The following is a 12,769-nucleotide window of genomic DNA, read 5'->3' as shown; positions in this document are numbered from 1 at the left end:
TTCCGGGGCAAACGGTGCGGCGTGGGTAGTCACAGTCACGAGGTAACCGACGCCATCCTGGACACGCTGAAGCGGGCGGGGTCCGGTCTCAAAGAGGTGGGCGTGCGCTTCGCCCTGGCCGGCGGCTGCGGCGGGTATGCGAGGGGAGCGGCCCCCTCACTCCACGACGTCGACTTCGCGCTGGTCGAAGAGGACGTCCCGTTGGCACTGAAGACGCTGGGGAACCTGGGCTTCCGGACCGAACGCCCACCGGAGGACTGGCTGGTCAAGGCCTTCGACGAAGAGGGCGTGCTGGTCGACCTGATCTTCCAGTTGGCCGACCGGCCCGTCACCCCCGAGATGATCGGGCGCGCCACGATGATCAACACCGCGGCGCTGAGCCTGCCGGTGCTGGAGGCGACCGACCTGGTGATCTCGTGGATCCTGCCGCTGTCGGAGCACAGTTGCGACTACTCGGGCCTGCTGCCGACCGTGCGGGCGATGCGGGAGCAGGTCGACTGGGACCGCGTGGCCGGGGTGGTCGAGTCGTCGCCCTACGCCTCGACGTTCCTGGTGCTGCTGGAACGCCTCGGAGTGATCGAGAAGCCGTCCCCGGTGCGGGTCGAACGCTGGCCGTGAACGACGGAAGGCCCCGCCCCATCGATGGGGCGGGGCCTTCGTCCTTTTCAGGGGGCCATGTTGAAGTCGGGCGCGTCGCTGATCTCCTTCCGGGTCCGGTCGACGTAGATCTTCCGATGCGACGCGTCGACCTGCGTGATCACGCCGGCGGGCAGCATGACCCGGTGTCCGAAGATCCACGGTCCGGTGTCGACGACGAGGTGGCCCTCGCCGATCTCGCCGCTGACGGCGTCGACGGTTCCGATCCGGCCGTCGACGGCCTCGACCTGACAGCCGATGAGGTTCACGGTGAGTGCGTTTCCGTCCATCGGCCTCCCCTACCCGACAATCAGCACGACCTTCCCCCGCCCGTGCCCCGATTCCACGTCGGCGTGCGCCTTCCAGGCCTCTTCGAGCGGGTACGCCGCCCTGACGGTCACCCGCAGTTCGCCGTGGGCGACCAGGTCGAGCAGCTCGGCGAGTCTGGCCTGGTTCCGGTCGCTGCCGATCCACAGGCAGCCGAGCTCCCTGGCGAGCTCCCAGTCGACGATCGAGCCGATCCGCGACCGGTCGGCGACGAGCTCCACGTCGGTGCGCAGGTTCCCGCGTCCGGCCGCGTCGAGCACGGCGTCGAACGGCCCGGCCTCCCTGAGCCGGTCGGGCTCCCCGTCGCCGTACACGACCGGGACCGCCCCGAGGCCGCGCAGATGGTCCTGGTTGGCGGCGCTCGCCGTGCCGACGACCCGGACGCCCCTCCGCACGGCGAGCTGCGTGATCATCGTCCCCACCCCGCCGGCCGCGCCGTGCACGAGCAGGGTCTCGCCCTTCCGGACGTCCAGGCGTTCCAGGGCGGTGTGCGCCGTCTGGCCCGAGGCCGACAGCGCCCCCGCCTCGGCCCAGCCGACCCCTTCGGGCTTCGGCACGATCTGCGTCTCCGGGACCACCACGTACTCCGCGTAGCACCGCATCACCCGGAACCCGGCGACCTCCTCGCCGGTGCCCTCGACGACCCCCGCGAACTCGTTGCCGGGCACGACGGGGAACTCCGCCGGCGGCGCCCCCGGCGGCAGCCACCCCGACCGCACCGCCACGTCGGCCGGCTGCACCCCGGCCGCCCGCACCCGGACCAGCACCTCACCCGGCCCCGGCTCCGGCCGGGGCACCGCCACGATCCGAAGCCGATCCGCCGCCCCGAACTCGGCCACTCCGGCCGCCCGCATCATTGCCATGGGTAGAGTCCACTTCATCAAGCGCACTTGACGTCAACGGGGAGACGCAGGGTGATCGATCCCGACGCGGTCTGGCTCCGGCCCGGCCAGGTCGCCGAACGCGCCGGTGTGGCCGTCTCGGCCCTCCACTACTACGAGAGCCTCGGCCTCATCCAGAGCCGCCGCACGGCAGGCAACCGGCGGGAATACCGCCGCGACGTGCTGCGGGTGATCGCCTTCATCCGGGTGGCCCAGCGGGTCGGCGTCTCCCTGGAGCGCATCAAGGAGGCCCTCGACCGCCTCCCGGCCGATGGTCTGCCCGGCAAGCGCGACTGGGCCAGGATCAGCCGCGAGTGGCACGACGACCTGACCAGGCGCATCGAGGAGCTGACCGCCCTGCGCGACAACTTCTCCAACTGCATCGGCTGCGGCTGCCTGTCTCTGGTGTCGTGCCCCTACTCGAACCCCGGCGACGTCCTCGGCCGGAAAGGTCCCGGTCCGCACCGTTTCCCGTAAAAGCTCGGCCCGATCGGCGTCGCGGCCGGGCCGGCGGGCCATGACTACGGGTGGGGAAAGGAGCCTCGCGTGTCCCATGGTCTGCCCGAGCTCGGTGACGACTACCTGCGGGATCCTCACAGCGCCTACCACGCGCTCCGCGCCGAGGGGCCGGTCGTCCAGGTCGTGATGCCCAACGGGATCCGCATGTGGCTGATCACCCGCTACGACGACGCCCGCGAGGCGCTGGCCGATCCCCGCCTCCGCAAGGACGCCGCCACCCTCCGCGAAGCCCTCCAGCGCGCCGTCACCACGCCGGACGCCCGCGTCCAGCCCGCCGAGCTGGCCTCGCACATGCTCAACAGCGACCCGCCCGACCACACCCGGCTGCGGCGGCTGGTCAGCAAGGCGTTCACGCCCCGGGCGGTCGAACGGCTCCGGCCCCGCGTCGAGGAGATCGCCGCCGGGCTGCTCGACCGGATGGACGGCGACGTCGACCTGATCGACGTCTTCGCCTATCCGCTGCCGATGACGGTCATCTGCGAGCTCCTCGGGGTGCCCGAGCGCGACCGCGACGACCTGCGGGCGCACCTGCGGGGCCTGCTGGAGCGGCCCTTCCGCGCCGGAGACGACCCCACCGAGCGCGACCGCCGCATCGCGGGCCTGGTCGAGCGGTTCTCGGCGCTCATCGAGGAGAAGCGGGCCGCGCCGGGCGACGACATCCTGACCGGGCTGGTGCAGGCCCGCGACCATGAGGACAAGCTCGACGACGTCGAGCTCGTCTCGACCTGCTTCCTGCTGTTCCTGGCCGGGCACGAGACCACGGTCAACCTGATCGGCAACGCCGTCCTCGCCCTGCTCACCCACCCCGACCAGCGGATCGAACTGCTCAAGGACCCCGACGTGATCGACAGTGCGGTCGAGGAGTTCCTCCGGTACGACGGCCCGCTCAACTTCGCGCCGCAGCGGGTGACCGGGGAGGAGGTCACGATCGCCGGGGTGACCATCCCGAAGGGCGAGCTGGTCGCGGTGGCCCTCTCGGCGGCAGACCGCGACCCGGCGGAGTTCCCCCAGCCCGACCGGCTCGACCTCACCCGCGACGACGGCCCCCACCTGGCCTTCGGGCACGGCATCCACTACTGCCTGGGGGCGCCGCTGGCCCGGCTGGAGGCGCGGATCGCACTGTCGCGGCTGTTCGAGCGGTTCCCGGAGATGAGCCTGGCCGTGCCGGCGGAGGAGCTCCGATGGCGGCCGCTGCCGCTTCTGCGCGCCCTCGACCGGCTACCGGTACGACTCCGGCCAGACGCAGGGTGAGGTCGCGGCCAGATAGATGTGGTCGCCGGAACCCCAGGTCAGCGCGAGGATGAACTTGTCGGGCTCGGTGAGCCCGCTGAGGTCGGGGTTGTCGGGCTGGGCGTTCCTGGCGATGACCTGGAAACCCTGCTCCTTCCAGTAGTCGGCGACCTGGCGGGAGACCACCATGTGCTGGTTGCGGTCGACGCCCCGCAGCCAGTAGGCGCGGCTGACCACGATCTTCTGCAGCGACTCGCTCTTGTCGAGGCAGGCGGTCGGGGTCACCGACACCGGGATGAGTTCGAGCTGGGGCTGCGGCGTCAGCGCCCCGGCCGTGTCGCGGACCAGCTTCTCCACCCGGTCGGTCGCCCGGTTCTGGGTCAGTTCTTCGTCGTCCGACATGCCACATCCCGTGAGCGTGAGAAGGAACCAGAACACGAGGGCGGTCTTCATCGGGGCCTCGATCCGTTGACGATGGTGGCCACGTCGCGGAGGGCGGCCGACTCCGGCCGCCAGTCACCGTCGCCCTGTTCGAGGAGGATCACGTCGTCGGCCAGCCCGTCGCGCCCGGCCAGGGCCCGGTGCACGGTCAGCGCGCCGTCGCCGTGCCCGATCAGCACGCTCCTGGCCGTATCCGACGGCATGTGCGCGGCCCGCAGGCCCAGGCAGAACGCGGTCAGCGCGCGGCCGCCGAGGTCGGCGTCGCGATCGGGGGCGAAGGCGCCGAAGTCGACCAGCGGGGCGCCGTAGCCGTCCCAGGTGACGCAGGCGACCGGGGTGCCGGCCATGGTCGAGGCCTGCCGCCACAGGAGCTGCGCGCGGGTGACACTGGTCGTCGCGTCGGCGAGGCCGGTGTTCAGGCCGTGGACGAAGATCACCGTGGTCTGCGCGGTGTCGGGGTCACCCCACGAGACGGTCAGCCGTCCCTGGCCCGCGACGTCGAAGCCGAGCAGCATCGGGTCGGGGTAGCCGGGCACCGGCGCCGTCACCGATTTGATCTTCTCCAGGCGTTTGAGCTGGATGTTCACCCGGTCCCAGCTCCGCGGCAGGTCGCGGTCGGACTGCCACATCACCGACGCGCCGAGCCGGTGGAGCTCGTGGGTGAGCAGCCCGTGCTCGACCCGGAGGAACTCCCGGTTGGCGGAGTCGCGCACCACCGCCGGGAGGCCGTGCAGACCGCCGAAGGCGGGCAGGCCCAGGGAGGCCGCCCGGACCACCGGACGTTGCAGCGTCCACCACGAGTTGATCCGGGCCCCGAGACCGGGGGAGGCCCAGCGGTGCTGGAGGCCCAGCAGGGCGTCGACGGCCGCCGGATCACCGGCGGTGACCCTGGTGAGCAGCGGTTCGGCGCCGCCCTCGTCGCCGGCGTGGGCGCCGAACACGCCGTAGGCGGCCAGGGCGGCGGACAGGGTCTCGCCCGGGGGCAGTTCGACCAGCCGGGCGCGGATGTCCCTGGCCTGTTCGCCCGACCAGAACGCGATGTCGGCGATGACCCGGGCCGGGCGGTCGGACACCCCGGCCGCCGACAACTCCCGGGCCAGGAACACGGCGATCTCCTCCAGGTCTTGGGAGGCCGCGCACAATTCACCGGCGAGGGTCGGCAGCACATTCCGGGAGAAACCCGAGAACATGCCCTTCGGCCGGGAGAGCTCGGGTTTTCCGGCCGCGAGTTCGGGCGTACCGGAAAAAAGGGAAATCGATTCGGAGAGGGCCGTGTGGAGGGTGGTGCGTTGCTCGACGAGCAGTTCGGCGAATGCCGAGGCGCCACCGCCGGTCCAGGCGATGGCGTGCACCAGGCGGGTCGCCTGATCGAGTGCCGTGTGGTGCTCGGCGGCGATGGCGGTGACCCGTTCGAGGGAGGCAGTCTGGTCCACCATGACCGAGACAGGATCGCAGTCCGCTTTGCTCCTGGTCAGGCGCTTGTCGCTTCACCCACATTCATCCGAATAATCCGCGCTAAGATCGTCGCTTTGCGACCTGAAAACGGATGAATGACATGTCGAAATCGTTAGTTGCGGCAATTGTCGGCATTTATGGCGTGCTGCTGGCCTACTTCGCGATCACCGGCGAGGTCCGGGCGCTGCACGCCGTCGCGACGCTGAACGGCTGGTGGGACGACGACGCCGGAGGCTGGGCGCTGGTCCCCGGCCTGGCGGTGATCGGCGGCTTCCAGGCGTGGCTGCTCTGGGTGGTGCTGCGCATGCCGCCGCTGACGGTGCACCGAGGGCTGCGGCAGGCCCTCATCGCGAAGGCGTTGTGCGACACCGTCCTGCGGACGGTGCTGATGGAACTGCCAGAGCTCCTGGTCATGCTCGTGTACCTCCTCCTGATCGCCGTCATCACGATCCTGCTGCCGGGGGTGTTCGCGGAGTGGCCCGTTCCCGCGCGGAACGTGGTGGCGGCCCTCGGCCTGATCGGGCTGCTCATGTCCCCGCCCCTGGGGGTCGTGCTGATCGTCTGGTGGGGGCTGATGCTGACGCTCCAGTTCTCCGACGGGCGATGGAGCACCGCCACTCTGGTGGCGGGCCTGGTCGCCGCGGGAACGCACCTGGCGGGGCTGGTCGTGCCGATGCCGCCGGAGCTTCTCGTCGGCGGCGACCCTCACTGGGCGGCCTACGAGGTCCTGCTCGACGCCTCGGTCGTGGCCGACGCGCTCTGGATGGTGCTCACCGCCCGGGAGCTGACGACGCTCTCCCCGCTGGAACCGGTGGTGACTCCGCATAGAAGTCGATCACTCGCACCGAGGCCCGCCTTCCGAGCGGCCGCGTGACGGTGATCGGTTCGCGCAGGGTGACGCGGGTGTTGGTCTGCGATCCGACCGGCACGATCAGCCGATCGCCGTCGACCTTGAGCGACGAGTCGTAGCCGCGGACCGTGCCGGTGCTCTCGATCAGCTCGGTCGGCACGCGCACGTCGAGGTAGTGGCCGAGCCGGACGCGGAGCTCGGCGTCGCTCACCACATGGGGCCTGACCACGCCCGACGCGATCATGCCGGCCACCATGACCGACCCGTAGACGCCCAGGGCCAGCAGCGGGGTGCGCACCACCTCGGGCACGCCCAGCCCCCGCAGCAGCAGCTCCACGCCGACCGTCTCGACGACCTGGATGACGAGGAAGACCGTGAGGAGCATGTTCTGCGCCTTCGCGTACGGCACCGCCACCGCCCCGGCCGGCACGTCCGGCCGCCTCAGCAGCCACCGGCCGACCGACGCGAGCCCGTCGACCTCGAACCGCAACAGCCGCACGATCATCGTTTCCGCTCCCTCGACGCGTTCATGACCTGGTGGAACACCGCCGCCTGGGCGGGGGAGACCTCGACGCCGAGTTCGTCGAGCCAGCGTTCGCCGGCCTCCTCGCCGAGCCCGCCGAGCATCGACTCGGGCAGCAGGCCCGCGAGGTCGGCGGCCAGCGCGGCCACCCGGGGGTCGTCGGGCGCGGCGTCGTGGAGGGCGTCGAGGCGGGCGTAGAGGCCGGCCGCGCCCTCGACCATCGGGCCCAGTTCGGCCAGCACGTCGGGCGGAAGCAGCGACATCATCTCCCGGTCGAACTTCGCGAAGCCCTCGCCGGGCAGGGCACGCAGCACGTCGGCCATTTCCGGAGAGACCACCTCGTCGGCGCTCAGATCACCCTCGATCGCCAGCAACACGGACAGGCGCGCTCGTTTCGCCGCGAGAGCCTGCTGCTCGCGGGCCAGGTCGGCGTCGAGCTCCAGCAGGACCTCGCGCAGCTCCCGGCCCTCGTCGTCGGCCAGCACGTCGCGGATCTCGTCGAGCGACAGGCCGAGCTCGGCCAGCCGCCGGATGCGGGCCAGCACGACGGCGTCGCGCAGCCGGTAGTCGCGGTAGCCGTTGGCCCGCCTCGTGGGCTCGGCCAGCAGGCCCATGTGGTGGTAGTGCCGGATGGCCCGGGTGGACACCCCGGCGATCTCGGCGAGTTCCCCGATCCGCATGCCTCCGATTAGAAACGTTGCCGCTACGTCATGGTCAACAGGGGCGTGATCGCGGTCGGCGCCGAGTGCTGGAAGACGACCAGGGTCCGGAAGCTGACCACCTCCTTGCGCTTGGCCAGGTGGTCGATGAGGAAGCCGTGCAGCCGCTCGTTGTCCTGGACGGCCACCCGGATCAGGAAGTCGTCGCCGCCCGCCACGACCAGGACCTCCAGGACCTCGGGCCGGGGCGCGGCCCAGTCGTGGAAGTTGTTGATGACGGTCCGGCTCAGCGGCCTGACCTGCGCCGCGATGATCGCCTGCACGCTCCGGCCGATCTTCGACAGGTCGAGCTGGGCGTGGTAGCCGGTGATGACGCCGCGTTCGTGCAGGCCGCGCACCCGCTCCAGGCAGGTCGAGGCGGCGATGCCGACCCGCCGGGCCAGTTCGCGGTTGGACTGCCGTGCGTCGAGCTGCAATTGGGCGATGATCGCCGAATCTATGTCGTCCAAATCCATGAATCGCACCCTAGCGCCGATCAAACGTTCGGTCGGAGGGCTAGACCGCCAGGTGAATGTCTAGAGTCATCGGGGTCGACCACGCGATTGAACGGAGTCAGCCGGTGCAGACCAAACTCGTCATGGTTCTCCGCGACGACCTTCCCGCGGGCCTGGCCGTGAACGCGGCCGCCGTGCTGGCCCTCAGCCTCGGCGACGCGCTGACCGGCTGGCTCGGCTCCGACGGCAAGGACGCCGACGGGAACGTCCACCCCGGCCTCAACACCCATCCGGTGCCGGTCCTGACCGCCTCCGGCGGCACGCTGCGCGAGCTCCACGACGCCGCGCCCGAGGAGGTGCGGGTGGTGGGCTTCACCGAGGTCGCCCGGCGGGCCCGCGAGTACGGCGAGTACCTGCGGACCCTGGCGGAGACCCCGGCGGCGGAGATCGACTACGTCGGCCTGGTCGTCTTCGGGCCGAAGGCGCCGGTCACGAAGCTGACCCGGCGCCTGGCCCTGATGCGTTAGTTCGGGTTCCTCGCGTGGGTCAGCGTCTCCCACGCCACGAACAGGTAGTTCGTGCCGGCCGGGCGCTGTCGCTCGGTCAGGGTCTGGGTGTTGGTCATCGCGATGCCCATGCGGGTGTTCAGCGCGTTGAAGCCGACCTCGGTGACCGGGCCGAGGCCCAGGTTGAGGGAGCCGCCGCACAACCACGAGGGGACGGCGGTGCCGAGCTGGTATTTGGCGTGGAAGCCCAGCGCGTGCCGGAGCCGGTCGGCGAGCTCGGGATAGAGGTCCTGGCCCTGGATGCGGCTGGTCTCGGCGACGTGGGAGATCGCGCTGACGCCGTAGCCGGTGTGGGTGAAGTCGCGGCAGGTCTCCTGGCTGAGGCCGTCGACGAAGGTGGTCTGGCCGTGCCAGAAGTTCACCAGCTCGCCGTAGGTGTCGACGTTCCCCACCGGCGGATACTTCGGCTGGGGGCCGTCGGCGGCGACGTACAGGAAGGCCGCCGCGCGGGCCCGGAAGCGGGCGACGGCGCGGTCGTAGACGGTCTTGTCCTCCAGGAAGACGGCGATGCCGATGGCCGCCTCCATCATCGACAACTCCCAGTTGCCGTTGCTGGACGACCCGTTGACCACCTCGGGCAGGTAGACGTCGCGCAGCATGGTCGCGAACCGCTGCACGTTGGGCCAGCCGCCGGTGTAGGTGTACCTGATGATCTCCGCGGCCCTCGGCCACGTGGAGGCCGCCCAGGCCGACTGGAGCGGGGCGTTGCTGTTGGTGTGGTCGCGCAGCACGGCCGACCAGGCGTCCATGATCGAGATGGCCTTGGTCGCGTAGCGCGCGTCACCGGTGATGTACCAGCGCAGTGCCAGCGTGTACGCGGCCAGCGCGTCCTGCCGCTCGTCGGTGCACCCGATGTTCGGGTTGGAGTAGGAGCCGCACTCCACGACCGCGCGGGGCGTCGGGTTGCGGGTCAGCGAGGCGAACGGCGAGGCCGCCATCTGGTCGAACGCGGCCTTCCACGGCTGGGCGTTCGCCGCGACCCGGCCTTTGACGAAGTCGAGCTGGGCCCGGCTGACCATGACCCCCGGGTGGGCGAACACGGCGGGCGCGGCCTGGGCGGGCGTGGCGACGAGGGTGGACAAGAGCACCAGAAGTGCGCATAACGAGCGTGCCATCGGCGGACTCCGGACAGAAGGAGACGGGTGGGACGAGCGCTCTTGAGCGCTCATCAAACACAGTCCTGACAGTCCGGGTCAATATGGTTAGGAAAGTTTCCTAAGAAATTGGGCGCATGAGAAGGCCCCGGGAGGCGTCATGCCTGCCCGGGGCCGGGTTGGAAGCGGGGCGTCCGCTTGCTCATCGTGGTCCCCTCCCTAGGCGAGCACCTTCGCGACGAAGTCGTCGAGGTTCAGCACCAACCGGGCGATCCGGTCCTCCAGCGACAGCGTCTCGGAGCCCGACAACCGGTCGGTGGCCTTACGGCCCCGGATGTAGAGCGAGCACGCCAGGTCGGAGCACAGATAGGCGCCGACCGTGTTGCCCTGCCGCCCGGCCGCCCCGACGCGGGGCGCCACGAAGAGCGCCACGCCGGTGCCCCCGTGGGAGGTCACGCAGACCGAGCAGACGGTCGTCTTGACGACACTGCGCTTGACGCCCTGCGGGAAGCGCATGACGATGCCCGTCAGCCTCCCGTTGTGCTCGGCGACCAGATAGCCCCGCTCGGGGGACTGCTGGTCGCGCCAGCCGAGGAAGTCGAGCGACTCCCATTCGAGCTCACGCAGGTCGCGCGGGAGGTTGAGGCGGGAGGCCTCACCCTTGGAACAGTTCACGAACGAGGAGCGGATCTCTCGTTCTACCAGCGGAATCACCCGGTGACGCTACCCCGCCCCGCGGGGTGTTTCACCTGATTTTTCACCGCCGGACCACCTCGGTGTGCTCGGGCAGGGTGATCCGGTAGCTGACCGAGCAGCCCAGGCAGGCGCCGGAGTCGATGGTCAGGGTCTGGCCATCCCACGACTGCGACAGGTCGGGCCGGTCACGCGCCCACGTGGTCTCGCGCTCGATGATCACCCGGTCGCCCGTGCCGTGCTGGATGTGGATCGGGACGCCGGGGCCGCTGTGGTCGACCAGCACGAACTGCCGCGTGTAGAGGAGGTATTCGTCGCGCACGGTCTCGGTCGTCTGGCTGTCGACCAGCGCCGTCGGCACACCCGGCTCGTCGAGCGCGGCCGTGGCGAAGCCCGCCGCGCCGAGCACCAGGATCGCGGTGGTCAGGAAGCCGCCGGCGACCCGCCAGCGCAGCCGCGTCGCCGCCTTCATGAGACCCTCAGGAAGCGGAGCACGGCCAGCACGCGCCGGTGGTCTTTGTCGTCGCCGGACAGGTCGAGCTTGGCGAAGATGTTGTTGATGTGCTTGCCCACGGCGCTCTCCGAGACAGACAGTGCCTCGGCGATGCCGGTGTTGGAGCGGCCCTCGGCGATCAAGGCCAGCACCTCCTTCTCTCGGCGGGTCAGACGGTCGAGCGGGTCGCTGTGGCGGCGGACCAGGAGCTGGGCGACGACCTCGGGGTCGAGGGCGGTGCCGCCCGTCGCGACCCGGCGCAGCGCGTCGAGGAACTCGGGCACGTCGGCCACCCGGTCTTTCAGCAGGTAGCCGACCCCGGTGGTGGTCGTGGAGAGCAGGGTGGCGGCGTAGCGCTCCTCGACGTACTGCGAGAGCACCACGATCGACAGGCCGGGCCACTGCCGCCGCAGCACCAGGGCGGCGCGCAGCCCCTCGTCGGTGTGGGACGGCGGCATGCGCACGTCGGTCACGACCAGGTCGGGCCGGTGCTCCTCGGCGGCGCGCAGCAGCCCTTCGGCGTCTTCGACGGCCGCCACGACCTCCATGCCGGCCGACCGGAGCACCCAGACGAGGCCCTCGCGGAGCAGCACCGAGTCTTCGGCGAGCACTACCCGCACGGCAGATCGGCCCTGATCGTCGTCGGCCCGCCCTCGGGGCTGAGGATCGTGATCACCCCGTCGACCGAACCGGCCCGCTGGATCAGGCCGCGCAGGCCCGAGCCTTCGGCGGGGTCGGCGCCGCCCCGGCCGTCATCGAGCACCTCGACGATCAGCCGGTCGCCCTCTCGCCGCACGGTCACGAACGCCTCGTGGGCCTGGGCGTGTTTGGCGACGTTGGTCAGCGCCTCGGAGACCACGAAGAACGCCACCGCCTCGATCGTCGGCGACGGCCGCCGCACGACGTCGACCGTCAGCCGGACCGGCACCGGCGACCGCGCGGCCACCCCCGACAGCGCCGCGTCGAGGCCCTGCTCGTCGAGCACCGCCGGATGGAGCCCGCGCACGAGGTCGCGCAGTTCCTTCAGCGCCAGCTTCGCCTCGTCGTGGGCCTGCGCGATCACCTGCCTGGCCGGCTCGGGCAGGTCGGTGAGGGTGGTGCGGGCCATGCCGAGGTTCATCGCCAGCCACACCAGCCGGCGCTGGGCGCCGTCGTGGAGGTCGCGCTCCATCCGGCGCCGCTCGGCGTCGGCCGCGTCGATCACCTCGGCGCGGCTCTCGCGCAGGCTCTCGACCCGCTCGGTCAGCACGTCGGCGGCGCTCGGGCCCAGCAGCGAAACGGCGGCCACCTCGTCGACCGAGCAGATCAGCCGGGCCGCCCAGGGCCCGGCCACCGCCAGCGCCGCCGCGAGCGCCAGCATCAGCCAGCCCTTGCCCTCGACGGTGCCCGGGTCGGTCCAGTAGTTGATCGCCACCGTGAGCGAGGCCAGCGCCCCCGACCAGGCCGCGATCACGGCGAACAGCCCGACCCCGGTGATGAGGGGGGCGAGCAGGTGGTAGGCGAGCTGCCGCCAGGTGCGGGGGTCGCGGATCTCGGCGTAGAGGAACCTGATGGGGTTCCTGGTGCTCGGCCTGCGCCGGGCGGCCGGGATCTCGACGGACAGGAACGCCGCGAAGCGCCCGCGCTGCAGCCCGGTCAGCCGCGGCAGCAGCCAGAACATCAGCGGCAGCGCGACGAGCGGGACCACGATCGTCCAGATGAAGATGATCGAGACGGCGGCCAGGCCGCCGATCAGGGCCAGCGCCAGCAGCGCGACCGGCGCCCCGGTCACCACGTGTGCGGTGCGCAGCCAGGCCGGGGCGGCCCAGTGAGACCGCAACCGGTCCCAGGGGGTGAGCGTCTGGGTGAGGGCCATGGGGACAACCGTAGAGACCGGGCGGGGGTGGTCACCATCCACGAGGGACCCGG

Annotated in this window: 17 protein-coding genes; 5 read left to right on the top strand and 12 right to left on the bottom strand. The window is 71.1% G+C overall.

The window, feature by feature from the left end:
* Positions 1-21: 21 nt before the first annotated feature.
* Positions 22-618 carry a nucleotidyltransferase family protein gene (locus AW273_RS20295; protein WP_062350065.1) on the top strand — a complete coding sequence of 199 codons (597 nt, stop codon included), beginning with the start codon at positions 22-24 and terminating at the stop codon, positions 616-618.
* 47 nt (positions 619-665) lie between these two features.
* Here the strand turns inward: AW273_RS20295 and AW273_RS20290 are convergent, their stop codons facing one another.
* Both AW273_RS20290 and AW273_RS20285 read right to left on the bottom strand, forming a co-directional pair.
* Positions 666-926, bottom strand: coding sequence for a ribosome maturation factor RimM (locus AW273_RS20290; RefSeq protein WP_062350063.1), 261 nt, complete (start codon positions 924-926; stop codon positions 666-668).
* Between the two features lie 9 nt (positions 927-935).
* Positions 936-1,826, bottom strand: coding sequence for an NADP-dependent oxidoreductase (locus tag AW273_RS20285; RefSeq protein ID WP_369409075.1), 891 nt, complete (start codon positions 1,824-1,826; stop codon positions 936-938).
* Positions 1,827-1,880: 54 nt separating this feature from the next.
* Here AW273_RS20285 and soxR point away from each other — a divergent pair, with 54 nt between their 5' ends.
* Together soxR and AW273_RS20275 are read left to right on the top strand one after the other, a co-directional pair.
* Entirely contained in the window at positions 1,881-2,321 is a 441-nt protein-coding gene (gene soxR, locus AW273_RS20280; protein ID WP_062350134.1) for a redox-sensitive transcriptional activator SoxR, read from the top strand.
* A gap of 69 nt (positions 2,322-2,390) precedes the next feature.
* Positions 2,391-3,614 (top strand): cytochrome P450 family protein, encoded by a 1,224-nt coding sequence (locus AW273_RS20275; RefSeq protein ID WP_062350060.1) that lies wholly within the window; start codon positions 2,391-2,393, stop codon positions 3,612-3,614.
* On the opposite strand, the gene AW273_RS20270 is transcribed toward AW273_RS20275, so the two are convergent.
* Together AW273_RS20270 and AW273_RS20265 are read right to left on the bottom strand one after the other, a co-directional pair.
* Entirely contained in the window at positions 3,582-3,995 is a 414-nt protein-coding gene (locus tag AW273_RS20270) for a hypothetical protein (RefSeq protein WP_157555969.1), read from the bottom strand. The genes AW273_RS20275 and AW273_RS20270 overlap by 33 nt on opposite strands.
* A gap of 47 nt (positions 3,996-4,042) precedes the next feature.
* The gene (locus AW273_RS20265; RefSeq protein ID WP_062350057.1) at positions 4,043-5,470 is read right to left on the bottom strand and encodes an alpha/beta hydrolase; all 1,428 of its coding nucleotides are present in this window, start codon (positions 5,468-5,470) and stop codon (positions 4,043-4,045) included.
* 161 nt (positions 5,471-5,631) lie between these two features.
* Here AW273_RS20265 and AW273_RS20260 point away from each other — a divergent pair, with 161 nt between their 5' ends.
* Positions 5,632-6,363, top strand: a complete 732-nt coding sequence (locus AW273_RS20260) for a hypothetical protein (RefSeq protein WP_062350055.1) — start codon at positions 5,632-5,634, stop codon at positions 6,361-6,363.
* On the opposite strand, the gene AW273_RS20255 is transcribed toward AW273_RS20260, so the two are convergent.
* The 3 genes from AW273_RS20255 to AW273_RS20245 are packed head-to-tail and all read right to left on the bottom strand — an operon-like array spanning position 6,260 to position 8,036.
* Positions 6,260-6,844: a hypothetical protein gene (locus tag AW273_RS20255; protein WP_062350053.1), complete on the bottom strand. Its 585-nt coding sequence runs from the start codon at positions 6,842-6,844 to the stop codon at positions 6,260-6,262. The genes AW273_RS20260 and AW273_RS20255 overlap by 104 nt on opposite strands.
* On the bottom strand, positions 6,841-7,542 hold the full coding sequence (locus AW273_RS20250; protein ID WP_062350051.1) for a helix-turn-helix domain-containing protein: 702 nt from the start codon (positions 7,540-7,542) through the stop codon (positions 6,841-6,843). Before AW273_RS20250 ends, AW273_RS20255 begins: the two co-directional genes overlap by 4 nt.
* A gap of 23 nt (positions 7,543-7,565) precedes the next feature.
* Entirely contained in the window at positions 7,566-8,036 is a 471-nt protein-coding gene (locus tag AW273_RS20245) for an Lrp/AsnC family transcriptional regulator (RefSeq protein WP_198168251.1), read from the bottom strand.
* A gap of 104 nt (positions 8,037-8,140) precedes the next feature.
* Here AW273_RS20245 and AW273_RS20240 point away from each other — a divergent pair, with 104 nt between their 5' ends.
* Positions 8,141-8,542, top strand: a complete 402-nt coding sequence (locus AW273_RS20240; protein WP_232327515.1) for a DUF2000 domain-containing protein — start codon at positions 8,141-8,143, stop codon at positions 8,540-8,542.
* Here AW273_RS20240 and AW273_RS20235 read toward each other — a convergent pair.
* From AW273_RS20235 to AW273_RS20215, 5 genes are all read right to left on the bottom strand, one after another.
* Positions 8,539-9,696 (bottom strand): alginate lyase family protein, encoded by a 1,158-nt coding sequence (locus AW273_RS20235; RefSeq protein WP_062350045.1) that lies wholly within the window; start codon positions 9,694-9,696, stop codon positions 8,539-8,541. The genes AW273_RS20240 and AW273_RS20235 overlap by 4 nt on opposite strands.
* 198 nt (positions 9,697-9,894) lie before the next feature.
* Positions 9,895-10,389 (bottom strand): FBP domain-containing protein, encoded by a 495-nt coding sequence (locus AW273_RS20230; protein ID WP_062350043.1) that lies wholly within the window; start codon positions 10,387-10,389, stop codon positions 9,895-9,897.
* A gap of 43 nt (positions 10,390-10,432) precedes the next feature.
* Entirely contained in the window at positions 10,433-10,840 is a 408-nt protein-coding gene (locus AW273_RS20225) for a hypothetical protein (RefSeq protein WP_062350041.1), read from the bottom strand.
* Complete coding sequence (locus AW273_RS20220; protein WP_062341250.1) at positions 10,837-11,481, bottom strand: response regulator; 645 nt, start codon at positions 11,479-11,481, stop codon at positions 10,837-10,839. Before AW273_RS20220 ends, AW273_RS20225 begins: the two co-directional genes overlap by 4 nt.
* Complete coding sequence (locus AW273_RS20215) at positions 11,472-12,716, bottom strand: sensor histidine kinase (protein ID WP_062350038.1); 1,245 nt, start codon at positions 12,714-12,716, stop codon at positions 11,472-11,474. Before AW273_RS20215 ends, AW273_RS20220 begins: the two co-directional genes overlap by 10 nt.
* Positions 12,717-12,769 lie beyond the last annotated feature (53 nt).

The organism is Herbidospora yilanensis, from assembly GCF_001570565.1.
Classification (GTDB): Bacteria; Actinomycetota; Actinomycetes; order Streptosporangiales; family Streptosporangiaceae; genus Herbidospora; species Herbidospora yilanensis.
Note: the sequence above shows the minus strand (reverse complement) of the source record. Positions and strands in the feature narration are given on the sequence as shown.